Origin of the sequence: Algoriphagus aquatilis (genome assembly GCF_042657405.1) — a bacterium.
Taxonomy (GTDB): Bacteria; Bacteroidota; Bacteroidia; order Cytophagales; family Cyclobacteriaceae; genus Algoriphagus; species Algoriphagus aquatilis.
The window spans coordinates 1-24797 of sequence record NZ_JBHSKS010000012.1 but is presented as its reverse complement, the minus strand read 5'-3'; the positions used below and the strand labels follow the sequence as shown (position 1 = coordinate 24797).

Sequence of the window (24797 nt, the reverse complement as noted above, 5' to 3'; positions counted from 1 at the left end):
GGGTGAGCATGGGTTATTTGTAGTATCAATTTAAATCAACCTTCAAAATTTTAAGACTCATGAAAGATCTCTTGGACCAGCCTTATTATTTATCACCTCAGGCTATCGAGTTTTATCAGAAAAATCGCTTTATCAAATTGAAAGATGTCCTGGATAGCGAGACCTTGGCTTTCTATGAGCAGCGGATCACCAAAAAAGTAGCTGAACTCAATCGTCAGTCTAAACCAATGGACAGTCGTGATACCTATGGCAAGGCTTTTCTCCAGATTTTTAATTTATGGAGAGAAGATCCAGCGATCAAAAAATTAGTATTCAGCAAGCGCCTGGCGGGTATCGCTTCAGCTTTGATGCAGGTGGAAGGGGTAAGGATCTATCATGATCAGGCTTTGTACAAAGAGGCCGGAGGAGGGATCACTCCTTGGCATGCTGACCAATACTATTGGCCATTAAGTTCAGACAAAACAATCACCGCTTGGATCCCGCTGCAAGAGGTCAAATTGGAAATGGGACCACTCGAATTCAGTGCGGGTAGTCATCAAATCACTGAAGGAAGAGAGCTCTCGATCAGTGATGAGAGTGAAGAAAAAATACGACAAAAGCTTCGAGTCACTGATTTTCCTCACATCGTAGAGCCGTTTGCCTTGGGGGAGGTTAGCTTTCATTCGGGGTGGGTATTTCACCGGGCAGGTGCCAATCAAACCGATAAAGTCCGCAAAGTGATGACTGTAATCTATATGGACAAAGACATGATGCTCAAAGAGCCGGAAAATGACAACCAGCGGAATGACTGGGAAACCTGGTGTCCGGGAGCTAGTATTGGTCAGGAAATAGATACCCCTTTAAATCCGGTACTTTTCCCCTAAATCTACCCCGACTACTTGGCATTTCTGAATTGATGTTTGCAAGATTAGGCAGGAATTAAATTTTCCAGCCTTTCTTTTGGGAAACAGCAAGAGGCAAGTTTGTAAAGGATAGCATTCTTCTGCGCTTATGTTATTTTGCAAGACTAATCCTCCCTCCCTATGCGGCTGTTTAAAAAGAGTTTGATCCTGCTGTTTGGCGTAATTTTCTTGGTTTCAGGATCTCCTAACCCCATCACTTGGGTCGCTATCGGAGACTCTATCACTTACCTCAATGATCATCCCAACGAAGCCGGCAATCGAATCACTAAGGGGTATTTGAGTTTGGTAAAGGAGAAATTCCCCAGCCTCGAAGTAGTCAATAAAGGCTACAATGGTTGGACAGCAATTCGAATCGCAGAGGAATTTGCCAAGCTCGAGATTCCAAAGGCAGAGGTGTATAGCATTTTCCTAGGCACCAATGATTGGTGGAGGGGCAATCCCCTCGGGACGATCGAGGATTACAAGAATGCCTCAGGTACAGCCACGGTAGCAGGCTCATTTCGCCAGATCGTCAACCAAATCCGAAACCTTAATCCTCAGGCAAAAATCATTCTGATCACTCCGATGAAGCGGGTGGATTTTGTGTATATCAACAATTACAAAAACAATGCATTAGGCTCCTATCGGGATAAAAACGGGCAACGTTTGGAGTCCTTCTCAGCTCTTTTGAAGGCAATTGCACAATGGGGAGGAATGGAACTGGTAGACCTATACCATCAAAAAGGAATGGATCATGCCGATCTGGTGAAGTTTAAGCGATTGAAAGATCCGTTGAACGGGGAGTATAAAAATTACCCATATCCTGATTTTATCGACATCCCCTTTGATCCGGAGAAAGACGACTATCCCTATCCGATAGAATCGATCGATGTGACCTACGACGGACTTCATCCTTCTGATAAAGGGTATCGAATAATTGCCAAAGAGTTGGTTCCTATTTTTAGAAAAATGTTGAAATAAGAGGGGAAAATGACCGGAGAAAGCCTTCCTGTAAAAATGGAAAAGCCCTATACTGAACGCATAAGGCTTTAATTGTAGTCCCGACGGGAATCGAACCCATATCTAAAGTTTAGGAAACTTCTATTCTATCCATTGAACTACGGGACCAAAGAAAGTGCGCAAGATAAAGCAAAACCTAACTTTCTGGCAAATATTCTTGAGCCAACTTGTGGCTTTCCAATCATTTACCCTATCTTTGCACTCCAAATTTAGGATGGACGGGTTCCATCCACTCACTTAATCTAAACAATTATGTCCGTAAAAATCAGATTAGCACGTCGTGGTCGCAAGAAACAAGCCATCTATGACGTAGTTGTAGCTGATGCAAGAGCTCCACGTGATGGACGCTTCATCGAGAAACTCGGAACTTACAATCCGAACACCAACCCTGCTTCAATCAACATCAACAATGAGCGCGCTCTTACTTGGTTGTTGAACGGAGCTCAGCCTACCGATACCGTGAAAGCCATGCTTTCTTATAGAGGTATCCTGCTGAAGAAACACCTTCAAATTGGTGTGTTGAAAGGTGCAATCACTCAAGAACAAGCTGACGCAAAATATACTGCGTGGTTGTCAGAGAAAGATGCCAAAATCGAAGGCAAAAAAGATCAGTTGGCTACTGCTAAGGCAGATGCTCGTAAGGCGGCTCTTGCTGCTGAAGCGGCTAAAAACCAAGCTCGTATGGATGCCATCAAAGCAAGAGAAGAAGAAGCTAAGGCTGCTGCAGCTGCTGCTGAGGCTCCTGCTGCTGAAGAAGCTGCTACTGAAGCTCCTGCAGAAGGCGGAGAAGCTGAAGCTTAATATCATTTCTATCCATGAACAAGGATCAGTGCTTTCAAATAGGCCGTATAGCCAAAGTTCATGGACTTCGTGGTGAAGTAAATGTGGTGCTGGATGTAGACTATCCGGAGGATTACGACGGATTGGAGCACCTCTTTCTCGAGCAAAAAGGCAGATTGATTCCCTTCTTTTTGGAGCATTTTGTGCTTCAGCCTGGGGGAAAAGCATTGGCCAAGTTTGAGGATCTCAACAGCATCGAACAGGTAGAAGCCTTGGTAGGCGCGGAGGTTTACCTTCCACTTACTGAGCTACCCGAACTGGATGAGGATCAATACTACTACCACGAGCTGATCGGATTTGAAGTCATCGATGAGGTGCTCGGTCTGATTGGCCCTGTGCAGATCATCTACGATCTGGAGACACAGGACCTCCTCGGGGTGACCCATCAAGGTAAAGAAGTGCTGATTCCGATTCAGGATGGCATTATTTCCAAGGTGGACAAGGCAGCTAAAAAAGTTTACTGTCAGCTACCCGAAGGCTTACTTGACATTTATCTGGAAGACTAAGCCATGCATATCGATATCATCACGGTGGTGCCGGGATTGCTGGAAGGACCCTTTTCCCATTCGATTCTCAAAAGAGCCGAAGAAAAAGGTCTCGCCACAGTTCGCGTGCACAACTTGAGGGATTATGCTACCGGCAAACAAAAGCAGGTGGACGATTATGCGTTTGGTGGTGGTGCCGGGATGGTCATGATGATCGAGCCAATTGCCCGATGCATCGAGGCCCTTCAGCAGGAGCGAACGTACGATGAAATCATCTACATGACGCCCGATGGAGAGACTTTTGATCAGCCCATGGCCAACTCGCTTTCTCTGAAACAAAACCTCCTGATCCTATGTGGTCACTACAAAGGAGTGGATCAACGGGTCAGAGATAAGTTCATCACCAAGGAAATCAGCATCGGAGACTTTGTGCTCTCCGGTGGGGAATTGGCAGCCGCTGTCGTAGCAGATGCCCTCATTCGACTGATTCCGGGAGTGCTCAATGACGAGACTTCGGCCTTGACAGACTCCTTCCAGGATAATTTGCTTGCCCCGCCAGTCTACACTAGACCGGCAGAGTACGAGGGGATGACAGTTCCAGAGGTGTTACTCTCCGGGCACGAAGCCAAGATAAGCGAGTGGAGATTTGAAGCGTCGGTTCGCCGAACCAAAGAAAAACGGCCTGATCTGCTTAAGGGCACAGGTTGGGAATAGGCGAGACAAGATTTTAACAGAAGTAATTCATTTATACCGCTGCGGCGGTGCACTGCGAAAGCATAAAAACATAAAGCTATGAGCGATCTAATGAAAATTGTAGAAGCGGAATACAGCGAGGCGAGAGCCAAGTTCCCTTCTTTCAAAGCCGGTGATACCATCAACGTACACGTACGTATCAAAGAAGGTAACAAGGAGCGTATCCAGCAGTTTCAGGGAACTGTGATCCAGCGCAAAAACCCTAACTCCAACGGGGAGACCTTTACCGTGCGTAAAGTATCCAACGGTGTGGGTGTAGAGCGTATCTTCCCTATCATCTCTCCAGCGATCGAGCAGATCGACTTGGTAAGAGAAGGTAAAGTAAGAAGAGCTCGTCTGTTTTACCTCAGAGGACGTCAGGGTAAGGCTGCACGTATCAAAGAAAAAATCAGAGCAAAAAGCTAAGATTTGCCTGTTTGATAAAGAAAGGAATCTCGAAAGGGGTTCCTTTTTTTATTAGGTTTCCCACTGATTTTCGCAGATAAGGACGCAGATTAACACAGATTTTTTATTTTTGATGATGGCACAAAATTGAATTTCTAGCCGTTTTTTTGATAATCACTTCGGGTGGCCAATAAAATAGATTTTTGCGGGGGCATCAGAATTCTAGATGAATGATAAGGTTTTAAGAGATAACTAGGCGGAAAAACAATTGCTAACTTGGAGAAAATCTGATCACTATGAATACATCCATGACTTACACCGATCCCGGGGCGATCTTGGGACGTGCTTTTCTCCGCATCGGGCAGGTGGTTTTGGTGCTCTTTGCCTTGGCTAGCGGGTATATGGTCTACTTGGGATCTGAGGGATTGTTTTCAGACTGGGAGATCGAAATAGAAGAAGATTTACTCTGGTTTTTTCCTTCCCTAAGTCCTCAGGATTGGATCAGTTATTTTTTTGTAGGCCTTGGGTTGAAGTGTCTGCTTTGGTTTGGGATATTGGCATGGTTGGAGAGGAGGATCTAAAATTAGGTTACTTGAGAATAAAATAGCCCAAATCGATCGATTTGGGCTAATCAAATTAATGATTCAAAGATTTTAGAAAAGAAATTTGAATTCAATCAATTGATTGTCTTAAGAAAAACCAATTATCTGCATACCTCTAATTTTCCACTTTCCGTCATTTTTTTGCAAGAAGAAATATTTTGTCGTTCCTTCTGACTCAAAGGTTTGGCTTACCAAAATAAAGGCATACTTAGTCCCAACTTTTCCTTCCTGAAAAATAGGTTGGGAAAAACTAAAAACTGTTCTTCTTAATTGTCCATAGTCTTTAGTAACTAGGGTTGCGTTTGCAGGAAGATCTTTTTTCTGAATTTTAATAGGCTTGTCGGATTGGACTTTTTGGTCTAGTTCCTCCTTTTGCTTTTCATCAAACAAAAGATCTAACTCAAATTCTTTCCGATCAAAATTGACGATGTTTTCATGATTCAATTTTTGATAATTCGTGAATCCATAGTCGCTCCATTTTATAGGAGTATCAGATACATACTCGATTTTTTCCAAGTCAGAGAGAAGTTCAAAAATTCTCTTTTCATCATTTTCATGACTTTGAAAACTTTCCAACACCAATAAAGTGAATAAGGAAAAAAGAAATTGACAAAGCTTCATCATCATAGGGGTTTAGCTTATTCCAATATCAGTTCTGTAGATTTCTCTCCATTCATCCCCTTCCTTTCTCAGAATCAGATACCATTCGGACCAATAATCTTGGGCAAATCCTTTTGAAACCAAGACAATGGCATAGGTAAAGTTATCTTTTCCGTCCTGTACCAAAATACGAGAAAACCCAAATACTTCTCCTTTCTTAAAATCCCTATCGTATTCCATCAGTTTTACCTTTTTTGGGGGCTCGCTATTTCTTATCCGCCTAACCGTAGTATGAGTTAAATTTTCTTCAAGGGCTTTTCTTTGGTCTATTGTAAAGATAGAATCCAGGTCAAATTGTCCAAATGGGGCAAAATCTAAGCCTGTAGTTTTAAGATCAGAATAGCTGTTAAAACCTGCTCCTCGAAAATCTTTTAAGTCTTTATGTAAATACTCTACTTGATACTGTTTACATAAGAAATTAATTATTGATGTTTCATCTTTTAGGTTGGTTTGGCCAAAGGCCAAACCAACAAAACAAATAATAAAAAGTAAAACTTTAACAAGGTTTGCCTTTAGAGTCATAATAGCCTTTATTTTCATTTTCAATTTTCTGATGTACTTCGGTTCTTTTATATTGATCAGGGAATTTTGATTCAAATGCTTCAAACCAAACGAGTTGTCCATTTTGAAATGCTCTTGCACTTAATCCTCCCCAAGCAATTTCATCATAATAATTTCTGTCATTTATTATGGAATTTCCAAACCTCCTATTCCACTCTGCTAATGAATACCCAATGGCATCAATATATTTAGCCATCCAATTGTGATGAAAAAAATCTAAGTCGTTTCCTCCATTTAATGAATATTGTTGTAAAGAACTATTAAAAGTTCCATCAATACCAGTTTTAAATGAATATACTAAATATGCATGAACCATTTCATGAAGCATTGTTCTAGCTATTGAAAGTTTTGTTGCGCTATTTAAATAATCATTATTTATTTCAATCGTGACTTCATACTTGCCTGTAGTTTCGTTAAATACTGGTCTTGCCCTTGTTATAGCATTAGCTGAAGGGTTGTATTGAGGAGAGGTGAAGTCTACATTTTTTATAAAGAATTCAAAATTATTTGCACTATCTAAAAGTTGTATAATATTATTCATACTGTTTAAATTCCCTATAGATGATTTTAACAGAGAATTCTTTTTAAGCTGTTTGAAAATATCTGAGGCACAAGGATTTGTAAGTAAGTTTAAGATTATTGATGATGGTCTGGAAACTACAGGAACAATATATTCACAATATCCTCCACAATTGATTCCAGGGTCAGTGGCTCCAAATGAATAATATGGTTCTCCATTGATAACTTGAGTGCCGCCAGTTGGGGTATAGCTTCCTGATCCAGAACAGGTTGTTTGAGCTATTAATATTGAATGATAGGTTACAACATAACCGTAAGGATCGTCCTCCTCTGAACCCGGCTCGTTTGTAGCCCATACTACCTCTTTAATAACTGTTTGGCAATCACCAGATATTCTTCCGTTTGCTTCAGCTTGTTTCCCATAGCTGAGGGTATTTATTATTTCTCCATCTTCTATAAGGAATCCAATGAAATGGTGTTCATCGTATGTGAAAATATCGAGTCTACCTGACCAATATTGATCAATTTGCTTGTATGCTATATTTTTTTGATGATTTTTGGAATATTCGTCGCTTGGATAATACCTAGCAATTAATGGATCAAATCTATTTTCTGTAGGGTGTTTTACGAACATTATATTTTGAACCATGTAATCTTCAGGATTTTCATTTGGGAAATTTTCAATAATACTTGCTGGAAAATATTTTGTCGCATTTGAAAGACTTACCTCAAATACCTCTCTTCCATCCGGAAAGTAATAATGGTGAAACTTATCCCAGTCAGGCTCCTTTTCAAAAAATGGGAGAATTAGTTCTTGAGAATCTGTTCTAAGGTTATTGCCTTTCTTTGGTAGTCGAAGTTTGCTTTTATTGGTTTCAAACCAGGATTTGACCTGTTGGATTTGGCCAGATTCTTCCAGGTTGACTTTGGGGGCCTCGGGTTCATCCACGCAGGAGGTAAGGAGGAGATTCATGGTCATGAAAAAGGCTAGAAAGGCTAAAAAACCGAATCTACTCAGGTTTTTGTAATAGGGGGGGCAAATTTGTTTTTCATAAAAAGGATATGTTTTGTTTAGTTTAAAACTCCAAAAAAGATCAAACCTATTTCTTTAAAAGTCAAGTATGACCACCTAGAATTTTAAAAAACTCAAAATATAAAGCCATTCAACTGATAACCTTACTTTTTGACGTATTAATCCCCTTTCCCCAACTATTCCCTATCTTTGCGCCCTGATTTGGACTAAACCAAGACCTGTTTTTCAGGGTTTCAAGCTCAGATACTGACCTCCCATGAATAGAGAAGTTCGCGTACGATTTGCTCCATCCCCTACTGGCGCCCTGCATATTGGCGGTGTCCGCACTGCCCTATACAATTACCTTTTTGCCCGCAAAATGGGCGGGAAATTTCTCCTTCGCATCGAAGACACCGACCAAACCCGCTTTGTGCCCGGTGCGGAAGATTACATCCGTGAGTCACTCGATTGGTTGGGAATCACTCCGGACGAGAGCCCTTGGAAACCCGGCAGCGTAGCTCCTTACCGCCAATCGGAGCGCAAGGAAATGTACATGCAGTATGCCTTGGACTTGGTGAATAAAGGTCATGCCTACTATGCCTTTGACACCGCGGAGGAGCTGGAAGCCATGCGTGAGCGACTCACCGCTGCCCGTGTGGTGCAGCCGCAGTACAACAGCATCACACGTACCCAAATGAAAAACTCCCTCACCCTCTCCAAGGATGAGGTAGCGACCCGACTCGCTTCGGGTGATCCCTACGTGATCCGCATCAAAATTCCACTGAAGGAAGATGTACGTTTGAATGACCTAATCCGTGGTTGGGTGATGGTGCACTCGAGCACCTTGGACGATAAAGTCCTGATGAAGTCAGACGGTATGCCGACCTACCACCTAGCCAATATCGTGGACGATCACTTGATGGGTATCACCCACGTCATTCGTGGGGAAGAATGGCTTCCCTCGGCGCCGCTTCACGTGTTGCTGTATAAGTTTTTCGGATGGGAGGATACCATGCCGCAGTTTGCCCACTTACCGCTTTTGCTCAAGCCGGATGGCAATGGCAAGCTTTCCAAGCGTGATGGAGATAAGCTCGGTTTTCCGGTATTCCCTTTGAATTGGACCGATCCTTTTACTCAGGAGAAGGCCTCAGGCTTCCGCGAGCAGGGCTATTTGCCGGATGCGTTTTTGAATTTTCTAGCCTTCTTGGGTTGGAATCCCGGCGACGAGCGGGAGATTTTCTCTCTGGAAGAACTTGTGGAGGCTTTCAGCATCGAGCGGATTGGCAAGGCCGGAACCAAGTTTGACATTGCCAAAGCCAAGTGGTTCAATGAGCAGTACATCCGGACCAAATCCAATTCCGAATTGGCTCAATTCCTGATTGCTGACGCAAAAGGCGACGACATCACAATCCCTGAGGAAAAAGCCCAAGCCATTATCAGTCTGCTCAAGGATCGGGTGACTTTCCCTTCTGATTTCTGGAGAGACAGTCAATTCATCATGACGGCACCGAAGGAATTTGACCTAGAGGTAGCCTCCAAAAAATGGAATGCCGATGCCGCCAATCTCCTGACTGCGTATGCAGCTGCTTTGGATACATTTGATGGGCTTTTTGAAGGGGATAATGCCAAAATGCTGCTTGAAAAAACAGCCGAAGCCGAAGGAATCAAGCTCGGCAAGGTGATGCAGGCTGTACGATTGGCTGTCACCGGAATGGGCGCAGGACCGGATTTGATGCAAGTTTTTGCGATTTTAGGTCCTGCTGAAGTGGCCAAAAGAATCCGATATGCGTTGAACACCCTAACTGTCGTAGGCTAAAATGACCAAGAAAAAGAAAAAAGAAGAGGAGCCTCGGGTTCATGAAGAGCTCAAAGGCTTCAAGATGGAGATCAACTCTTTCGGAGAGATTTCATCTTCCTTTTCCATCGATAAAATCAACGAGTTTCTCAATAAAAATGTGGAGGACAAAAAGCTCAAGGATCGGGACGATTCAAAGTCGGAATAATTTAACTAATCTTATCAGCCCCTTTTGGGGCTTTTTTTTTACTTTGCTCCATCAATTTCTTACTAAACCAACTCCCTGATATGAAGCAGTTTCTTTTGTCTTTTTTGGTCTTTTTTATAACCGTTTTTTACAGCTTTTCGCAGACAGGGACCATCACAGGACAAATCAAAGATGCCGAGACAGGCGAGACGCTACCCTTTTGCAGTGTCTTTGTCAACAACACAACTATTGCTACGGTCACGGACATGGATGGGAAGTACACGCTTTCAGGCTTGGAAGCAGGACCCTTGGAGTTGGGATTTTCATTTATGGGTTATGTGGCAGAAACCCGAAAAGTCACGCTTAATCCTGGGGGTACACTCACCATCAGTTTGAGTATGAAACCTTTTGCTCAGGAGCTTTCTGATGTAGAAATCAAAGCCTCTCGAGACAAAAATTGGGAACGTGATCTACGCAAGTTTCAAAATCTCTTTATCGGAATCGACGAGGCAGCTGCCAAAACAACTATTCTGAATCCTTGGGTGATCGACTTCCCTGTAGCGGCTGAAAAGGGCGCCTTTGTCGCTAAAGCTGATCAGCCTATCGAGATCGAAAATGCCTTTTTGGGCTATAAGATCACCTTCAACCTCAAGGATTTCTTTGACTCTCCGACCAATTACCGAATAGCTGGTGCGGCGCGTTTTGAGGAAATGAAGCCTGAGTCTGATATTCAAAAATCTACATGGGAGAAAAACCGAGCCGATGTGTACCGCAAATCTCCCATGAATATGTTTCGGGCGATTCTAAAAGGTTCCTCAGAACGGGAAGGTTTTTACCTCTATGGTGACAAAGCGGGCGGTTCGGCCAGTATGAATATGCGCTCGGATATTTTTGCCAATGAACTCGGCAAATCCGTAGTGCCTTACAAGGCCGATCCTCTGGTTACTCCCACAAGTCCTCCCGGCACCTATTTGCTGAATCTGAAAGGTAGAATCGAGATCCATTACCAAAAAGGCTTTGCACAAGCCAATACTTACAAAGATGCCCCTTATCCAATTTCTTGGCTCGAGGTGAACAAAGGTCAAGTCAAAGTGAAAGATAACGGCATGGTGCTCAATCCCGAAGATGTCGTTTTTTCAGGGGATATGGACCGCAAGCGAATTTCTAATTTGCTTCCTTTGGACTACAATGCAGAAAAAGCAATCCTGCTTCAGGATTTGGCCAAAACTGCCCGGAACTACCAGGAGAAAGTTTACCTTCATACGGACAAGCCCTATTACTATGCGGGAGATCAGCTCTTTTTCAAAGGTTACTTTGCTTATGGCAACCCCTACGTCAGGGATGAATTGAGCAAAGTGCTTCATGTGGAAGTGATCAACAGCGACAGGGATTTGCTGATCGAGAAGAAGTTTCCGATCCGAGATGGAATTGCCGTCGGAGACTTTTACTTGCCTGACACACTCAATGGGGAGAAGTATTTCCTGAGAGCCTACACCAACTGGATGCGTAACTATGGCCCCAACCACTATTTCCTACAGCCTCTATCCATCCTGAATCCCTACAAGCGCATCATCAATGAAGAGGCGACTTCGACTTGGACTAACCAAGGCATAAGCCTACAGACAGATAAGCCAGTTTTTGGTTCCAGAGAAAAGGTCACCCTTACCTTAAAACTTACCGATTCAAAAGGAAGACCCGCGGCCACCACCTTATCGGTAGGAGCTTGGGATGCAGAGCAGTTGGTTCCTATCCTACGCTATCCGGAGATGAATCAAAGCCTGGATCTGGCAGAAGTCCCTGAAAATTTGGGACTGGATCGATTTTCGTATCCGGTGGAAAAAGATCTGAAGTTTTCAGGGAAAGTCGCAGACGAAAAAGGAAAAGGAGTTGCCACTGATGTGACCGCCTTTGTCAATGACTTTCAAGGGATGATTGATCTTCAATCAAATGGTGACGGAAATTTTGCTTTAGAGGAAATGGAGTTTTACGGTCCGATGCGTCTCGGTTTTTCTGCTTCAGATAAGAAGGGAAAGCCGCTTCGTGTTTCCTTGGAAATGCCTTTGAAAGCTCCTGTTTCCTTGCCTGCAGAGCCTTATTTTCCGAAAGTAACCACCTTAGCCAAGCCGATTAAAATCATCGATCAACAAGAAGAAGTTACTACTTCTGCTGAAAAACCTAAAGAGTCCAATGCCTCCAAAGCAATCTATGGAAGTCCAGATTTCATTATTGAAGGTGAAAAACTGACCAAAACGGGAAGTTCAATGGATTTGGTCAACAGTATCGTGGGCAATGTACCGGGTGCTCAAGTATATCTCGTGGGTGGTACAGGGCAGCAGTCCATTCGCCTTCGAGGTGGTGCAGTATCCGCCAGAGGATCCATGGAGCCGGTAGTCATGTTGGACGGGGTTGTGTTGGTTTCGGGCGGGTTGAGTACCGCTGCAGACAATATTAGATCGATCAATCCATTCGACATTGATCGGGTAGAAGTAGTATCCCGAATGGTTCCCATGTTGGGAGATCAGGGAAGAAACGGAGTGATTGCTATTTACCTGAAGGACAACATGGAAAAAGTGGGGGATCTCACAGGAATAGGAATGGTCGAGACGGTCATTGAAGGTTATCAGCCTCCGGGGAGATTTTTCGAGATCAACTACTCAACATTGACTACTCCAATTGAGAAAGACGATCGGCAGACGCTCTATTGGAATCCCTATTTGGTGACTGATGAAAAGGGAGAATTAACCTTTTCCTTTTACTCCAATGACAGCTCAGGACCGGTGATCATCGAGGTAAGAGGGCTTACTGTAGACGGTGAGGTTATTAAAGGAACCTTTGTTTTGAATAAAAAATGACCTTTTCGGTGGCTAATTCCCTTAATTTTGGCCATGAATAAATCAGGGCTCCTTCTATTTCTTTGTCTTTTCCCAGCATCTGTTTGGGCACAGCTTAGTGTGGGCATCCGGGGTGGCTATGCCACTTCCTCCTACAGTTATCAGGCTACTGGCGGGACAAGAAGCCGGTCGGTCGAAGGAATTGCTGCTCCGACATTTGCTTTGGTTGTGGAGTATTTCAACTCAAAGAATGCCGGAGTAGAATTAAACCTTCAACAGATCACGCTGGGATTCCGGCAATTTAGTGTTACCGAACAACTGAATCAAACTGAGTTTACTTACCTCAAAATTCCCTTCATGGCGAGTGTTTTCGCCGGTAGATCGGGAAGATTTCAAATCAAAGCTGGCCCACATCTCGGCATGCTCACCGCAGTCAGGGATGTTGTCAGAAGTTATTCAGGTGCTACACCTCGGGAGTTGCCTACTTTTGGTCAAGCGACTGATAGTCCCAATAAATTGATGTACGGCATCACCGCCGGGGCAGGGATTTCTAAGCTTTTCGGGAAAAGTACGCTCTCAGCGGAAGCACGATTCGCCTATGATTTCACCAATCCGGAATCACAGGATCGGATTTTTGATATGAATTCTACCAATCTGGAATTTACGATTGCCTACCTCTTCCGGGTAAAAGAACGAAAGGAATAAAGTCCTGACCGTTGGAAGCTTGGATGGACTCTGTAACTTTGACCCTACTGATAAACCTATTACACCTTGAACATTCAAATCATCAACGGCCCCAATCTCAATCTCCTGGGAAAAAGAGAGCCCGAAATCTACGGGAGTGAATCCTTCGAAGAGTATTTCGAAAATTTAAAAAAGCGATTCCCTCAGGTCAATCTTCACTACTTTCAAAGTAATGTAGAAGGTGAACTCATCAACAAAATCCACGAAGTCGGATTTCAGTTTGATGCTATTCTTCTCAATGCCGGTGGCTACACCCATACTTCTGTGGCTATTTCTGACGCCATCGCAGGCGTGACTACGCCAACCTTGGAAGTTCACATTTCCAATATTTACAAACGGGAGGAGTTTCGTCATAAAAGCATCATTTCCAAGTCTTGCGTGGGTATGATCTCAGGTCTAGGGCTTAAGGGTTATGAACTGGGTATCCTCTATTTTCTAAATTCCCCCCAGCTATGATCACATTTGCTCCAGGTCCATCCAAGGTATACGACGCCTTGCCTCACTACATGCAGGATGCTTACCATCAGGGTATTTTAAGCGCCAATCACCGCAGCAGTGTGTTTATGAATCTCTACCAAGAGACGGAACAGCTGTTGCGAGAAAAGCTCCACATGCCTGATGACTATAAATTGCTTTTCACTTCTTCGGCCACAGAAAACTGGGAAATCATCTCCCAATCGATTGTTGAAAAAGCCAGTTTCCATATTTATTCAGGTTCTTTTGGGAAAAAATGGTTTAAATATGCCAAGCACATCATTCCCGCTTCGGTAGGATTGAAAATTGAGGCAAATCAGGAAATAGACGTTGCCGGTTTGGAAATCGGAGAAGCGGTAGATCTTATAGCCATCACTCAAAACGAAACAGCGAATGCTTCTCAAGTACCCATGACGGTTTTGAAGGAATTGGCTGAGAAGTATCCTGAGAAAATGATAGCCGTGGATACAACTTCCTCTATGGGAGGTATCGAACTGGATTTTTCTCTGGCGGATATTTGGTACGCTTCAGTACAAAAATGTTTTGGGCTTCCAGCAGGATTGGGCCTCTTGATCATTTCACCCAAAGCCATCGAAAAGGCTCAGCGAAAAGGTGAAAAAGGCAGATACAACAGTCTTTCCTTTATGCTGGAAAATGCGGCAGGATATCAAACTCACTACACTCCAAATGTCTTTGGGATATATCTGCTCAATCGGGTTTTGAAGGATCTGCAAGAAATTCAGCAGGTAGATGCCAGATTGAGAAAGCGCATGCTCAAGTTGGAGACAGCCATTGCACAATCGACGAAGTTTCGACTTTTAGTAGATAATGGAGCGACTAGGAGCACCACAGTTTTGGCAGTTTCCGGGTCGGAAGAATTGATTTCGGCTGTGAAAAAAGCAGCCGAAAAAGAAGGAATGCAATTGGGTAGTGGATATGGTCCTTTAAAGCCAACGAGTTTTCGTATCGCCAACTTCCCGGCTATCACCGATGAAGAATTTGATCGATTGGTCAACTTTCTAATTGCTTATTAAGCAAAAAGCCCGGTATCAACCGGGCTTTTTCATTAGATCTATTGCTCTTTTATTCGTTTGGAGTCATCGGATTGCTTTTTCGGATCATCCCATCCGGCAATTCACCCTCGGTGCTGGCTACCACCGCAGTCACTACTACATCACCGGTGACATTAACAACCGTACGGAACATATCCAAAATCCGATCAGGAGCCATGATAAGCGCAATGCCCGCAGCAGGGACTCCGATAGCCTCCAAGACAACGATCAACATGATCAATCCAGCACCTGGAACTCCCGCTGATCCAATAGCCGCCAGAGTGGAGGTCAATACGATCATCACCTGCTGAGAAAATGACAAGTCCATCCCAAGAGCTTGGGCGATAAATACAGCGGCAACACTTTGATACAAACTCGTTCCGTTCATATTGACGGTGGCACCAAGAGGTAGCACAAAGCTGGAAATGTTTTCAGACACCCCGAGTTCTTCTTCGGTGAGTTTCATGGTCACAGGAAGGGTTGCATTACTGGAACTGGTCGAAAAAGCTAGCAATTGAGCAGGCCTTATTGCTTTGAAAAAATCAGCATACTTAATCTTGGTAAAAGACTTCAACATGAGCGGATAGATCACCAACATCATAAAGAACAATCCACCCAGTACGATCAGGCTGTATTTGAGCAAGGCTAAAAGCAACGTCACGGCAGATTCAGGATTGTCACCCGCAATCTCCACGATCAGAGATGCCATCAGTGCAAAAACCCCATAGGGAGCAATGACCATGATGTAATTCACAATCTGAATAATGACGTCATTAAGACCATCAAAGAATGCAACTACAGGTTCTGCCTTGGATTTTGGGATTTGAAGCAAGGCTATGCCTGCCAGAATAGCAAAGAATACCACCTGAAGCATGGCTGCATTGTCAGTTGTGGCCAAAAAGAGATTTTGGGGTACCATATCCACTAATGGCTGTAGAGGACTTTGATCTTGAAGCTGTGCTGCCGCTTCGGCACGTTTTCCTGCGTCACCTTCATACATTGCCATGAGGCTTTCTCTGGTCGAGTCAGGCAAACCTTCTCCAGGCTTAAAAAGATTGACCAATCCTAAACCTGTACAAATCGCAATTATCGTGGTAATCAGAAATGCCGTCAGCGTTTTACCTCCGATTCTGCTAAGTTTGGAGATATCGCCAAGGTTGGAAACACCAATAATCAAGGAAGCCAAAACCAAAGGCATGGCGATCATTTTCAACCCATTGATAAATACGGTACCAACCGGCTTGATGTAGTCAAGGGTGATCCATTTTGGGATACCTACTTGGATGGAGACAAGCCCAAAGGCCAAGCCTAATACCAATCCGATGATGATTTGAGTATGTAGAGGTAATTTTTTCAAGATGATGGGGGGTTATATTTCTGCTAGTTTATTGGTTTTGGAAATAAGCAGGAAGTCAGCTAGTACCAACGCCGCCATAGCCTCCACGATCGGTACAGCTCTTGGGACTACGCAGGGGTCGTGTCTCCCTTTTCCGCTTACCGTCACCGTTTCTCCGGCTTCATTGACAGACTCCTGGTCTTGCATGATAGTGGCCACGGGCTTGAATGCCACACGGAAATAAATGTCTTCCCCGTTGCTGATTCCACCCTGGATCCCTCCTGAGTGGTTGCTGGTGGTATGTATCTTTCCGGCTTCGTTGACGATGGCATCATTGTGTTGGGAGCCGCGCATTTTCACTCCTTCAAAACCACTTCCATATTCAAAACCTTTTACCGCATTGATGCTCAGCATGGCTTTGCCTAGCTCGGCATGCAATCTGTCAAAAACCGGCTCACCCAGTCCGGGAGGACAGTTTTTGATCACACAGGAGACCACTCCGCCGATAGTGTCTCTCTCTAGGCGTACGGAATCAATCAAAGCAATCATTTGATCGGCTATTTCAGGATCAGGGCAGCGTACGATATTGTCTTCTGCAAGGTCAAGATTGAGTGATGTATAGGGCTTTTGAAGGGCCAAATCTCCAACCTGAGAGACATAAGCCTGAATTTGAATGCCTTTGGTAGCCAAAAATTGCTTGGCAATCGCCCCGCCTGCTACTCTGGCAGCTGTTTCTCTGGCGCTCGAGCGGCCTCCGCCTCTATAATCTCGGATGCCGTACTTTTCAAAATAGGTGTAATCGGCATGTGAAGGGCGAAACTTATCCGCGATGTGGGAATAGTCTTTACTTTTTTGATCCCCATTTTTGATGACAATCCCTATAGGAGTTCCTGTCGATTTTCCTACAAATACTCCTGAGAGGATTTCTATTTCGTCCTCTTCTTTTCGCTGGGTGGTGATTTTGGATTGTCCGGGTTTACGGCGTTGCATTTCGAGGCGGATTTGTTCCTCGTTGATTTCAAGGCCTGCAGGACATCCTTCTACGATAGCGCCTAAAGCTTTTCCGTGGGATTCACCAAATGTGGTGATTCTGAAAAGCCTTCCAAATGAATTCCCCATTATTTCTTTTTGATTATCAGTACTGCAAGGAGTACCACTGCTCCTAGAAGTAGCAGGTTGATTGCAGCGGTAAAATAGTATTTATATTCCTCGTTTGAAAACTGATTGCTTTCTGTTGCGATTCTGTCATAGATGCCTCCGAGGCGTTGCCCCGAAAGAGCCTGGTTGATTTTGGAATCGCCGCTCACGATGATTTTTGCCTGAGGCTGGAGAGTATCATAGACGGCTCTAATCGGGTCAAAATAGATCCAACTGAAGTAGTCTTTCAAGTTGTATTCTCCCGCTTCATTGAGTGTGATGAAGTAGTTAAACTCTTTGATCCCTGATACTCGTCCATAGCCTCGATTGATCTGCTGGCGAACATTCGGATCAAAGGTATTTAGATTGGCACCAGAGAGTCGTTTTGGTGCGGCTATGGAATTGATATTACCCACTCCAGATATTCCAAAATTATAATTGAAGCCTTCCCCAGTAGTCGCTTCAAGTGTGCTGATATTTTCCCTTAACTGGTAAAGGCCCACCGCCACTTCATTTTTCAAAGGATGTGGAGGCAAAGGCTTGACTTTGATGGTTTTTGGAGCAGAGTAAAAGGTCTTGAAATCTTCCTGACGATTAGCCCCAAAGAAAGAAGGGTTCTTTGCTACTTTGTATTTGATCATTTCCCAAGGAACTCTTGGAATTTCGATGGTGCCTTCCGAAAAAGGAAAGAAGGTAGCCTCGTATACTTTAAAGCGATTCCATCTTTTTCCATTAATCTCCACAATTTCATCGTCGATGGTGGTGATATTGAAGTTTTCCTCCCAAGCACCATTAGGTTTAATCTTCTTTAGAATTGCATCGAGCTGCTTGCCTGCTTCATAAAATTGAAATGGTGCTTGGTTTTGCTCCGACATGAAAAATGCAAGAGTAACCGTAAAGCCCTCTCCTGCAAAAACCTCATCCTTATCAACCGAAACCGAAAAGAATGCATCATCCGCCAATTCGATAAATTCAGGCTCTTCGGCTGATCTACCAAAAAATTCCGCAAAAGGATCATAGACATTTCCTCCCAAACCTTGAGCGCTGGAAGCATCAGTTACTGTTATTTTCTTTCCAGGAGAAGAATAGGATTCCCCGTTGATCAAGACAGAAAAATTACCAAGGGTAAACTGCCCCTTTCGAGTTGGCTTATAATACTGGATGATACTATTGGAGCTACTCATCTGTCCATTGATGATGTTCATCGAGGAAGATTGGGAGATGCCTTGCTTTTGGAAACCCTGAATCTCAGGGAACTGATCGTATGACTTAATCTTGTCATTAGACAAGGTGACTTTGATTGTGAAGGTTTCGTTCAGTCCGATTTCGTCGGGACCCAATTCGATCTGTACTTCCTGTCCGTAAGAAAAACTTACCAGAAGTAGGGCAAAGCATACGAAAGCCAGACGAAGTGTCGTTTTGATCATGGATGCGAAAATAGGGTAAATCCAGCGTTTTAGCTTCCAAAATAACGTAACATCTTCGGAATTGACCCCGTTGGAACACTTAAAATCAGTTAATAAACCCAAATCAGTACCGCTATGCTAGAATACGTAAAGACCATTTTGCAAAAAGTCAGTTTCAACAGATTCCTGTTTGAACGCGAGTTGAGAAAAGGCCTTCGTTACCTGGTTCCAGCTGAGCTCGAAGAGTTTAAAATTTGGTGCTATGATATGTTCGGAAGCATGTACCAGTCCATTCTAAATCGCCATTTCCAACCAACCTATTCTTAATCCCACAATCTAATTGAATCAAAAAAGCCCCGAAGAAGTAATTCCTCGGGGCTTTTTGAATATAGGCTGGTTTAGTTTCAATCTTTTGTGGCAAAATCGGGATAAGCTCTCATGCTGTGCTCGTTGATGTCGAGCCCTTCGATTTCCTCCTTCTCAGGAACGCGAATTCCCACAGTTTTCTTTAAGGTGAAGAAAATCAGCCAAGAAGTAGCAAAACAGAACAGGCCTACTGCTGCAACACCCAAAAATTGAGAATACAACTGACCCATTCCTGCCAAATCACCAAAGATTCCTACGGCTAGAGTTCCCCAGATTCCACCCACCAAGTGAACTGAAATCGCTCCCACAGGATCATCAATTTTGATTTTATCAAAAAGGACTACAGCCAATACAACCAAAATTCCTCCAACGAATCCAATGATGATCGAATCCGTCACACCCATTTGATCAGCTCCTGCAGTGATACCTACTAATCCTGCCAAGATGCCATTAAGTACCATGGTGATATCGTAAGTTTTGAATTTCCAATAGGAAGCAATCAAGGCTCCAAATGCCCCGGCTGCAGCTGCCAATGAAGTGGTCACAAAAACTTTGGATACTAACCCTGGTGCCGCACTCAATACCGAGCCCCCATTGAACCCGAACCAGCCAAACCAAAGCAAAAACACTCCCATGGTAGCCATGGGAATATTATGACCAGGTATCGCCTTCATCCCAGTCGGTGTGTATTTGCCGATTCTAGGTCCTAGCAAAAAGGCACCAACTAAAGCGGCCCATCCACCCACTGAATGGACAATGGTCGATCCTGCAAAGTCGTAAAACGGAGTATCAAGTGTATTCAAAAATCCTCCTCCCCACTTCCACATTCCTACAATCGGGTAGCAAATGCCCACATAGATCAGAGAAAATGCGATGAATGGACCGAGTTTGACACGCTCAGCTACTGCTCCTGATACAATGGTGGCAGCAGTCGCAGCAAACATGGCTTGGAAAATGAAGTCAGTGAAAAAGGTATATCCAGCATTGTAATTGCTTGTGTCCCAACCCTCAGGAAGAGTGAGTCCAAATCCGGCAAAGCCAAACATGGAACCGGCAAAATCAGCCCCTGGATACATCAGATTGAATCCTACAAATGCATAAGTCAACAAGCCAATGGCAGGAATGATGGTATTTTTAAAGAGAATGTTGACTGTGTTTTTGGCTCGAGTAAGGCCCGCCTCGAGGGTAGCAAAGCCAAGGTGCATGATGAATACCAAGATGGTGGCGATCATCATCCAAAGATTATTGACCGTAAATAGGTCTTGAACAGGTTCTTGCATAAGTCTAAATAGGTTCGGTGATTTTTTTAAATGAGGATTAAAGTGCCGCCTCGCCGGTGTCGTTGTTTCGGATTCGGTAGGCTTCTAGCACGTCATAAACGAAGATTTTGCCGTCTCCCACTTCTCCGGTTTTGCCTTCACTGAGGATGCAATTGATGACCCCTTCTGCCAAGTCATCGGGTACTACGATTTCCAACTTTGTTCTCGGAATGTAGGCGGGTTCATAAGCTACACCCCGGTACATCTCCAGTCGGGCATGCTCAAAGCCCATCCCTTTGATTTCATAAAAGGAGAGGAATTTTACCCCAAGCTTGGATACACAGGTATGTATCTGATCAAACCTTGAGGTTCGGATGATGGCCTCTATTTTTTTCATTTTTTCAACAGGTTTAATGGTTTTTTGAGATTATGACATGAAAGTAAGGGAAAAACTGAGTGAAAATCAAAAAATTGGTTCTTTTTTAATCCAAAATAATTTCAAAAAGCACATATAAATGATTTTATGATAGTTTTTTAACCCATATTCTGTTAAAAACAATAAATTTTTTAAACTATTTGGTTCAAAATTCAACCTAGTTTTCAAAAAAGCCCGGTTTGGTTCAAAAGGAATTAGGACTAATTTTGCCAGCGTTTTTTAACCAACTGGAAATGACTAACAAACCAACACTCCTCGTATTGGCAGCCGGCATGGGTAGCCGCTATGGAGGCAATAAGCAGATTGATGGATTCGGCCCAAACGGGGAAACTATCCTGGAATACTCCATTTTTGACGCCATCCGTGCCGGATTTGGCAAGGTGGTCTTTATCGTCCGACAGGAAATATTGGAAGTAGCCAAAGAAAAATTCCTACCCAAGCTGGAAGGCAAAATCGAAGTGGATTGGGTGATTCAGTCCTTGGACAGCTTTGTGCCGGCGGAGTTAAAGCAGGCAGACCGGGTGAAGCCCTTTGGCACAGCCCATGCCGTACTTTGCGCCAAGGATGCGATCCAAGAACCTTTTGCGGTGATCAATGCAGATGACTTTTATGGCAAAGAGGCATTTGAAGTATTGGGCAAGTTTCTTTCTACGGAAGTTCGTCCGGACCTGCATGCCATGGTAGGCTATGCAATCCAAAACGTACTTTCTGAAAACGGAACTGTAAGCCGTGGCGTATGCGAGACCAACGAGAAAGGACAGCTAATCGGAATGACCGAGCGCACCTCCATCGCCCGGGAAGGAAGTCAAATCCTCAGTCGTGGAGAAGGAGAAGTCTTGGAGATTGCCGAGAATACACCTGTCAGCATGAACTTTTGGGGATTTCATCCAGACGTGTTCGGAGATATAGAGCAGATGTGGAAGGAATTTTTACCCGCTAATCAGCATAATCTGAAATCGGAATTTTACATCCCTACTGTAGCCAATAACCTGATCAAGGCTGGCAAGGCTGCCTTTGAGATTCTACCGGGAGGTAAAACTTGGTTTGGAGTAACGTACACGGAAGATCGCCCCGTGGTCATAGATGCACTGCAAAAGCTGCATCAAGAAGGAGAATATCCGGCAGATTTGTGGAAATAAGGAAAGAGGCTTCGGCCTCTTTTTTTTGATTTTGTTCACGCAGATCTATGCAGAAAAATGCACAGATGCACACAGATTTTCAATGAGGTTGGGTTTGAATCGTGTGGAGTGATAGACAAAGTCATTATGATCCAAAAACTCAACGAGAAGCTGAAAATTCCTGCAGAGGTATTGATCAGAGAATACTAGTTGGAGAAGAGGCTTAGGCCTCTTTTTTCATAACAACATGCGAAATATACCCTATATAGGGTATTTCGTGGCGATTTTTTGAGACCTATCTTTATCAGAATAACATTAAAATTTTATGAAAACACAAAAAACAAAACACAAAACACAAAAATTTAATTTTTGGTTAATTATTGGACTGTTCTCCTTTTTATTTTCATGTGTAGATCAGGAACCATTTATTGACTCATTAGATCTTCAAAAGAGAGTAGAGGCGCATGGATTAGAGTTCATAAGTCTTAATAAAAATGAAGCAAAGGGTTTAAAAGTAAAATCATTAAAGGAATTTGAAATTTATCTCATGCACATTTCCGGAAAATCTGCACCTTCGAAAGAAGTGTTAGATTTATATAAGAAAAATGGATATGATCTTTCTTTGGGAAATTTAACTAAAAAAGTAGATTTACAAGAAGATAACTCTTCGAGCTTCAATCCAACTGATCGTATTTTTTGCCTTCATAACCCTGGTAGCGTATATGCAAAGTTAAATACTGGTAATCCATTGGTCAAAATGGAGGTAACATTTCAATATGGTTCAGGAAGTGGGAAAATTGAAAATTATGACGGCTCATTGTCTGGTATAACAGCAGGAGTTTCCTTAGGGAAAAACACATTAAATCAAGATACTTATCCAACATCTTCAGGTGGATCATATAGTGGAATACTAACATTTCAAATTCAATACAGCATTTTCTTTGAAGGTATTGGAACTATATACACTTCCGAATCAGTGAGATATAGGGTACGGGTTGAGGCTTGTAATGGTATTGTGACTTGGGCACAAATTGTAGAATAATATAGACCTTATAAATTATGGACTTTATCGGACTTACAATTCAACTGCTCAATCTGGTATTAATCATTGCACTGGGAATAGGAATATATAAAATATGGAAAAAAATAGCTGGAAATAAAAAATAGAGGTTACTAGATTCAGGTAATTAATGAAATAAAAAAGGCTTTAGAAGAGATTGTCTAGGCAACCTCTTCTTCTTATTGAAAAAAATAGAACCAAAAATCACCTGATTCAAGGCAAGGTATAACCCTACATAAGCAGTAAACTTCAGTTTGAAGTTTAATATTATCGTTTGGTTTGGAACTCATCAGGAATACGACAAAATAGACTCAAAAATTATCAGCTATGCTAAAGCCAATAAAAAATAACAACGAATACGAGGCTGCTTTGGAGCGTGCTTATGACTTGATACAAGTGGATTTAGTATCGGAATCGAAAGAATCCGATGAATTGAAGGTTCTTTCAATTCTGATCAAAGAATATGAAAATGAGCATTTCCCAATACCAAAACCTCACCCTATTGAAGCGATAAAATTCCGATTGGATCAGATGGGAATCTCGTAGTCTGAGCTTTCTGAAATTTTGGGTGCCCGATCCAGAAAATCGGAAATTCTATCCGGAAAGTGCAAACTCAGTCTTAGTATGATCCGAAAACTCAACGAAAAACTGAAAATCCCGGCTGAGGTATTGATCAGGGAATACTGAAAAATTAATTTATTTCTACTTTTTTTCAAAATCCACTAAAAAATACCCAGTACTGGGTATTTTTTAGTGGATTTTCGGCGTTAGGTTTGAGGGAACTTAAATCTCTTTAACTATGAAGAAAAATTCAAACCTTTTGAAAGCGGTCCTTTTTGTCAGTTTAACCTGGGGGGGCTTAGTTGTACAACTAACCTGAGAGATAAAGCATTAGCAAGAAGTCAATTTTACGCTGAACCTGGAGGAAATCATGGGTATTCCCCAAACGGAGCATTTTGGCAGTTTAATTTGAAACAAATTGATAAAGGTTATTAAGATGAGAAAGGTAATAAACTATTGTTTATGGCTTATTTTTATAAGCCTAAGTCTGCCTGTGGCTGCACAATCCAATCTTTCAATTGAATTTAGAACTGGTGCAAACTTTACCAATTTTAGTTATCAGGGTAATTTTCCTGATTTAAAAATTGAAACCGTTGATAACAGATTTTATGGGATTTCTTTGATGAAAAATTTACCTAGCAAATTATCGTTTGGTTTAGACTTGAGTTTTCACAGGTTTGACATCAATACAAGATATCTTCCATTAGACACTGAAAGTAACTCCGGAGGGGTAAGATCCAACTATTGGAGTTTAGGCCCTAAAATGTCATATGACGTATTCTTTCTCCCCAATTTTGGCTTGAATCTAGGGACCTCATTATTAGTTAGTATAACTAATAATGAGGAATATACCTATCAAGGAGGAGAGCTTCAAATTGTCAGGATTGGAAATGGTGGACCAAGAGTTCCAGTAAAGTTGGGTGGAACGAGAGAAATTGAGGAGTCTACTTTTGTCTTGAGACCCGAGCTAAGTTTTTTCTATCAAATATCTGATAAATCTCGAATCAGTATAACCTCACAGTGGGGTTTGGATTTTCGAGAACCCTCCATAGTAATCGATTTAAATCGGATAGAATTTGATGGAGAAACCTACCAAAACAAGTATTTCTATAGCGGAAATTATTTTTCTACTCTGCTGGGATATCGATACTCGTTTTGATCTCAATTTATCGGCTGGACACTTGTCCAGCCGCTGATGTTTGGCTCTTTACTAGTCGATGAAAAAAAGTAGGTCATAATTTGGAGTTATGGCCTTTTTTTATGGATATTGTATCTAGTTATTAGACTAGATATGGGTTATCCGACTAAAGTACAGCTC

General features: G+C 42.8%; 27 protein-coding genes and 1 tRNA gene. 19 read left to right on the top strand and 9 right to left on the bottom strand.

Annotated elements, in window-relative coordinates; all coding sequences use genetic code 11:
* The first annotated feature begins 59 nt into the window (after positions 1 to 59).
* Positions 60 to 863, top strand: coding sequence for a phytanoyl-CoA dioxygenase family protein (locus tag ACFPIK_RS14310; RefSeq protein ID WP_377916447.1), 804 nt, complete (start codon positions 60 to 62; stop codon positions 861 to 863).
* A gap of 159 nt (positions 864 to 1022) precedes the next feature.
* The gene (locus ACFPIK_RS14305) at positions 1023 to 1862 is read left to right on the top strand and encodes an SGNH/GDSL hydrolase family protein (RefSeq protein WP_377916445.1); all 840 of its coding nucleotides are present in this window, start codon (positions 1023 to 1025) and stop codon (positions 1860 to 1862) included.
* Positions 1863 to 1937: 75 nt separating this feature from the next.
* Here the strand turns inward: ACFPIK_RS14305 and ACFPIK_RS14300 are convergent.
* Positions 1938 to 2009, bottom strand: a tRNA-Arg gene (locus tag ACFPIK_RS14300).
* A 144-nt stretch (positions 2010 to 2153) separates the two neighbouring features.
* Here ACFPIK_RS14300 and ACFPIK_RS14295 point away from each other — a divergent pair.
* The 5 genes from ACFPIK_RS14295 to ACFPIK_RS14275 all read left to right on the top strand — a co-directional run bounded on the left by ACFPIK_RS14295 (position 2154) and on the right by ACFPIK_RS14275 (position 4944).
* Entirely contained in the window at positions 2154 to 2702 is a 549-nt protein-coding gene (locus tag ACFPIK_RS14295; RefSeq protein ID WP_377916443.1) for a 30S ribosomal protein S16, read from the top strand.
* Positions 2703 to 2716: 14 nt separating this feature from the next.
* On the top strand, positions 2717 to 3247 hold the full coding sequence (gene rimM, locus ACFPIK_RS14290) for a ribosome maturation factor RimM (RefSeq protein WP_377916441.1): 531 nt from the start codon (positions 2717 to 2719) through the stop codon (positions 3245 to 3247).
* A 3-nt stretch (positions 3248 to 3250) separates the two neighbouring features.
* Positions 3251 to 3940, top strand: a complete 690-nt coding sequence (gene trmD / locus ACFPIK_RS14285) for a tRNA (guanosine(37)-N1)-methyltransferase TrmD (protein WP_377916439.1) — start codon at positions 3251 to 3253, stop codon at positions 3938 to 3940.
* A 78-nt stretch (positions 3941 to 4018) separates the two neighbouring features.
* On the top strand, positions 4019 to 4384 hold the full coding sequence (gene rplS / locus ACFPIK_RS14280) for a 50S ribosomal protein L19 (RefSeq protein WP_377916437.1): 366 nt from the start codon (positions 4019 to 4021) through the stop codon (positions 4382 to 4384).
* 275 nt (positions 4385 to 4659) lie between these two features.
* Positions 4660 to 4944 (top strand): hypothetical protein, encoded by a 285-nt coding sequence (locus ACFPIK_RS14275; RefSeq protein WP_377916435.1) that lies wholly within the window; start codon positions 4660 to 4662, stop codon positions 4942 to 4944.
* A 108-nt stretch (positions 4945 to 5052) separates the two neighbouring features.
* On the opposite strand, the gene ACFPIK_RS14270 is transcribed toward ACFPIK_RS14275, so the two are convergent.
* The 3 genes from ACFPIK_RS14270 to ACFPIK_RS14260 are packed head-to-tail and all read right to left on the bottom strand — an operon-like array spanning position 5053 to position 7678.
* Positions 5053 to 5592 (bottom strand): hypothetical protein, encoded by a 540-nt coding sequence (locus tag ACFPIK_RS14270; RefSeq protein ID WP_377916433.1) that lies wholly within the window; start codon positions 5590 to 5592, stop codon positions 5053 to 5055.
* A gap of 6 nt (positions 5593 to 5598) precedes the next feature.
* Positions 5599 to 6147, bottom strand: coding sequence for a hypothetical protein (locus ACFPIK_RS14265; RefSeq protein ID WP_377916431.1), 549 nt, complete (start codon positions 6145 to 6147; stop codon positions 5599 to 5601).
* Positions 6122 to 7678, bottom strand: a complete 1557-nt coding sequence (locus ACFPIK_RS14260; protein WP_377916429.1) for a hypothetical protein — start codon at positions 7676 to 7678, stop codon at positions 6122 to 6124. The genes ACFPIK_RS14265 and ACFPIK_RS14260 overlap by 26 nt, the downstream gene beginning before the upstream one ends.
* Before the next feature lie 316 nt (positions 7679 to 7994).
* Between ACFPIK_RS14260 and gltX the strand changes: the two genes are divergently transcribed.
* The 6 genes from gltX to ACFPIK_RS14230 all read left to right on the top strand — a co-directional run bounded on the left by gltX (position 7995) and on the right by ACFPIK_RS14230 (position 14782).
* Positions 7995 to 9533, top strand: coding sequence for a glutamate--tRNA ligase (gene gltX / locus ACFPIK_RS14255; protein WP_377916427.1), 1539 nt, complete (start codon positions 7995 to 7997; stop codon positions 9531 to 9533).
* Between the two features lies 1 nt (position 9534).
* Positions 9535 to 9720 (top strand): hypothetical protein, encoded by a 186-nt coding sequence (locus ACFPIK_RS14250; protein WP_377916425.1) that lies wholly within the window; start codon positions 9535 to 9537, stop codon positions 9718 to 9720.
* An 80-nt stretch (positions 9721 to 9800) separates the two neighbouring features.
* Complete coding sequence (locus ACFPIK_RS14245) at positions 9801 to 12551, top strand: carboxypeptidase-like regulatory domain-containing protein (protein WP_377916423.1); 2751 nt, start codon at positions 9801 to 9803, stop codon at positions 12549 to 12551.
* 33 nt (positions 12552 to 12584) lie between these two features.
* Positions 12585 to 13235, top strand: a complete 651-nt coding sequence (locus tag ACFPIK_RS14240) for an outer membrane beta-barrel protein (RefSeq protein ID WP_377916422.1) — start codon at positions 12585 to 12587, stop codon at positions 13233 to 13235.
* A 66-nt stretch (positions 13236 to 13301) separates the two neighbouring features.
* Positions 13302 to 13730, top strand: a complete 429-nt coding sequence (aroQ, locus tag ACFPIK_RS14235) for a type II 3-dehydroquinate dehydratase (RefSeq protein WP_377916421.1) — start codon at positions 13302 to 13304, stop codon at positions 13728 to 13730.
* The gene (locus ACFPIK_RS14230; RefSeq protein ID WP_377916420.1) at positions 13727 to 14782 is read left to right on the top strand and encodes an aminotransferase class V-fold PLP-dependent enzyme; all 1056 of its coding nucleotides are present in this window, start codon (positions 13727 to 13729) and stop codon (positions 14780 to 14782) included. Before aroQ ends, ACFPIK_RS14230 begins: the two co-directional genes overlap by 4 nt.
* Positions 14783 to 14831: 49 nt before the next feature.
* On the opposite strand, the gene ACFPIK_RS14225 is transcribed toward ACFPIK_RS14230, so the two are convergent.
* From ACFPIK_RS14225 to ACFPIK_RS14215, 3 genes are read right to left on the bottom strand one after another with little or no spacing between them, the layout of a single operon-like run.
* Complete coding sequence (locus ACFPIK_RS14225) at positions 14832 to 16160, bottom strand: dicarboxylate/amino acid:cation symporter (protein ID WP_377916601.1); 1329 nt, start codon at positions 16158 to 16160, stop codon at positions 14832 to 14834.
* 9 nt (positions 16161 to 16169) lie between these two features.
* Positions 16170 to 17255: a chorismate synthase gene (gene aroC, locus ACFPIK_RS14220; protein WP_377916419.1), complete on the bottom strand. Its 1086-nt coding sequence runs from the start codon at positions 17253 to 17255 to the stop codon at positions 16170 to 16172.
* Positions 17255 to 18700, bottom strand: a complete 1446-nt coding sequence (locus ACFPIK_RS14215) for a BatD family protein (RefSeq protein WP_377916418.1) — start codon at positions 18698 to 18700, stop codon at positions 17255 to 17257. The genes aroC and ACFPIK_RS14215 overlap by 1 nt, the downstream gene beginning before the upstream one ends.
* A 114-nt stretch (positions 18701 to 18814) precedes the next feature.
* Between ACFPIK_RS14215 and ACFPIK_RS14210 the strand changes: the two genes are divergently transcribed.
* The gene (locus ACFPIK_RS14210; RefSeq protein WP_377916417.1) at positions 18815 to 19006 is read left to right on the top strand and encodes a hypothetical protein; all 192 of its coding nucleotides are present in this window, start codon (positions 18815 to 18817) and stop codon (positions 19004 to 19006) included.
* 77 nt (positions 19007 to 19083) lie between these two features.
* On the opposite strand, the gene ACFPIK_RS14205 is transcribed toward ACFPIK_RS14210, so the two are convergent.
* Together ACFPIK_RS14205 and ACFPIK_RS14200 are read right to left on the bottom strand one after the other, a co-directional pair.
* Positions 19084 to 20325: an ammonium transporter gene (locus ACFPIK_RS14205; RefSeq protein ID WP_377916416.1), complete on the bottom strand. Its 1242-nt coding sequence runs from the start codon at positions 20323 to 20325 to the stop codon at positions 19084 to 19086.
* Between the two features lie 37 nt (positions 20326 to 20362).
* Positions 20363 to 20701 (bottom strand): P-II family nitrogen regulator, encoded by a 339-nt coding sequence (locus ACFPIK_RS14200; protein ID WP_377916415.1) that lies wholly within the window; start codon positions 20699 to 20701, stop codon positions 20363 to 20365.
* 272 nt (positions 20702 to 20973) lie between these two features.
* Here ACFPIK_RS14200 and ACFPIK_RS14195 point away from each other — a divergent pair, with 272 nt between their 5' ends.
* The 5 genes from ACFPIK_RS14195 to ACFPIK_RS14175 all read left to right on the top strand — a co-directional run bounded on the left by ACFPIK_RS14195 (position 20974) and on the right by ACFPIK_RS14175 (position 24638).
* Positions 20974 to 21879 carry a nucleotidyltransferase family protein gene (locus tag ACFPIK_RS14195; RefSeq protein WP_377916414.1) on the top strand — a complete coding sequence of 302 codons (906 nt, stop codon included), beginning with the start codon at positions 20974 to 20976 and terminating at the stop codon, positions 21877 to 21879.
* Positions 21880 to 21936: 57 nt separating this feature from the next.
* The gene (locus ACFPIK_RS14190) at positions 21937 to 22068 is read left to right on the top strand and encodes a hypothetical protein (protein WP_377916412.1); all 132 of its coding nucleotides are present in this window, start codon (positions 21937 to 21939) and stop codon (positions 22066 to 22068) included.
* Positions 22069 to 22183: 115 nt separating this feature from the next.
* On the top strand, positions 22184 to 22900 hold the full coding sequence (locus ACFPIK_RS14185) for a hypothetical protein (protein WP_377916410.1): 717 nt from the start codon (positions 22184 to 22186) through the stop codon (positions 22898 to 22900).
* Positions 22901 to 23245: 345 nt separating this feature from the next.
* Complete coding sequence (locus ACFPIK_RS14180) at positions 23246 to 23464, top strand: helix-turn-helix domain-containing protein (RefSeq protein WP_377916408.1); 219 nt, start codon at positions 23246 to 23248, stop codon at positions 23462 to 23464.
* Between the two features lie 451 nt (positions 23465 to 23915).
* Entirely contained in the window at positions 23916 to 24638 is a 723-nt protein-coding gene (locus tag ACFPIK_RS14175) for a hypothetical protein (protein WP_377916406.1), read from the top strand.
* Positions 24639 to 24797: the final 159 nt, after the last annotated feature.

What these genes read in the sequence shown, in the direction of transcription:
- gltX (WP_377916427.1), top strand. Translation starts at nt 7,995, where the DNA reads ATGAATAGAGAAGTTCGCGTACGATTTGCTCCATCCCCTACTGGCGCC.
- ACFPIK_RS14260 (WP_377916429.1), bottom strand. Translation starts at nt 7,678, where the DNA reads ATGAATCTCCTCCTTACCTCCTGCGTGGATGAACCCGAGGCCCCCAAA.
- ACFPIK_RS14210 (WP_377916417.1), top strand. Translation starts at nt 18,815, where the DNA reads ATGCTAGAATACGTAAAGACCATTTTGCAAAAAGTCAGTTTCAACAGA.
- ACFPIK_RS14270 (WP_377916433.1), bottom strand. Translation starts at nt 5,592, where the DNA reads ATGATGATGAAGCTTTGTCAATTTCTTTTTTCCTTATTCACTTTATTG.
- ACFPIK_RS14180 (WP_377916408.1), top strand. Translation starts at nt 23,246, where the DNA reads ATGCTAAAGCCAATAAAAAATAACAACGAATACGAGGCTGCTTTGGAG.
- ACFPIK_RS14240 (WP_377916422.1), top strand. Translation starts at nt 12,585, where the DNA reads ATGAATAAATCAGGGCTCCTTCTATTTCTTTGTCTTTTCCCAGCATCT.
- rplS (WP_377916437.1), top strand. Translation starts at nt 4,019, where the DNA reads ATGAGCGATCTAATGAAAATTGTAGAAGCGGAATACAGCGAGGCGAGA.
- trmD (WP_377916439.1), top strand. Translation starts at nt 3,251, where the DNA reads ATGCATATCGATATCATCACGGTGGTGCCGGGATTGCTGGAAGGACCC.
- ACFPIK_RS14245 (WP_377916423.1), top strand. Translation starts at nt 9,801, where the DNA reads ATGAAGCAGTTTCTTTTGTCTTTTTTGGTCTTTTTTATAACCGTTTTT.
- ACFPIK_RS14230 (WP_377916420.1), top strand. Translation starts at nt 13,727, where the DNA reads ATGATCACATTTGCTCCAGGTCCATCCAAGGTATACGACGCCTTGCCT.
- ACFPIK_RS14275 (WP_377916435.1), top strand. Translation starts at nt 4,660, where the DNA reads ATGAATACATCCATGACTTACACCGATCCCGGGGCGATCTTGGGACGT.
- ACFPIK_RS14205 (WP_377916416.1), bottom strand. Translation starts at nt 20,325, where the DNA reads ATGCAAGAACCTGTTCAAGACCTATTTACGGTCAATAATCTTTGGATG.
- ACFPIK_RS14185 (WP_377916410.1), top strand. Translation starts at nt 22,184, where the DNA reads ATGAAAACACAAAAAACAAAACACAAAACACAAAAATTTAATTTTTGG.
- rimM (WP_377916441.1), top strand. Translation starts at nt 2,717, where the DNA reads ATGAACAAGGATCAGTGCTTTCAAATAGGCCGTATAGCCAAAGTTCAT.
- ACFPIK_RS14215 (WP_377916418.1), bottom strand. Translation starts at nt 18,700, where the DNA reads ATGATCAAAACGACACTTCGTCTGGCTTTCGTATGCTTTGCCCTACTT.
- ACFPIK_RS14195 (WP_377916414.1), top strand. Translation starts at nt 20,974, where the DNA reads ATGACTAACAAACCAACACTCCTCGTATTGGCAGCCGGCATGGGTAGC.
- ACFPIK_RS14250 (WP_377916425.1), top strand. Translation starts at nt 9,535, where the DNA reads ATGACCAAGAAAAAGAAAAAAGAAGAGGAGCCTCGGGTTCATGAAGAG.
- ACFPIK_RS14190 (WP_377916412.1), top strand. Translation starts at nt 21,937, where the DNA reads ATGCACAGATGCACACAGATTTTCAATGAGGTTGGGTTTGAATCGTGT.
- ACFPIK_RS14295 (WP_377916443.1), top strand. Translation starts at nt 2,154, where the DNA reads ATGTCCGTAAAAATCAGATTAGCACGTCGTGGTCGCAAGAAACAAGCC.
- aroC (WP_377916419.1), bottom strand. Translation starts at nt 17,255, where the DNA reads ATGGGGAATTCATTTGGAAGGCTTTTCAGAATCACCACATTTGGTGAA.
- ACFPIK_RS14305 (WP_377916445.1), top strand. Translation starts at nt 1,023, where the DNA reads ATGCGGCTGTTTAAAAAGAGTTTGATCCTGCTGTTTGGCGTAATTTTC.
- ACFPIK_RS14310 (WP_377916447.1), top strand. Translation starts at nt 60, where the DNA reads ATGAAAGATCTCTTGGACCAGCCTTATTATTTATCACCTCAGGCTATC.
- ACFPIK_RS14265 (WP_377916431.1), bottom strand. Translation starts at nt 6,147, where the DNA reads ATGACTCTAAAGGCAAACCTTGTTAAAGTTTTACTTTTTATTATTTGT.
- ACFPIK_RS14175 (WP_377916406.1), top strand. Translation starts at nt 23,916, where the DNA reads ATGAGAAAGGTAATAAACTATTGTTTATGGCTTATTTTTATAAGCCTA.
- ACFPIK_RS14200 (WP_377916415.1), bottom strand. Translation starts at nt 20,701, where the DNA reads ATGAAAAAAATAGAGGCCATCATCCGAACCTCAAGGTTTGATCAGATA.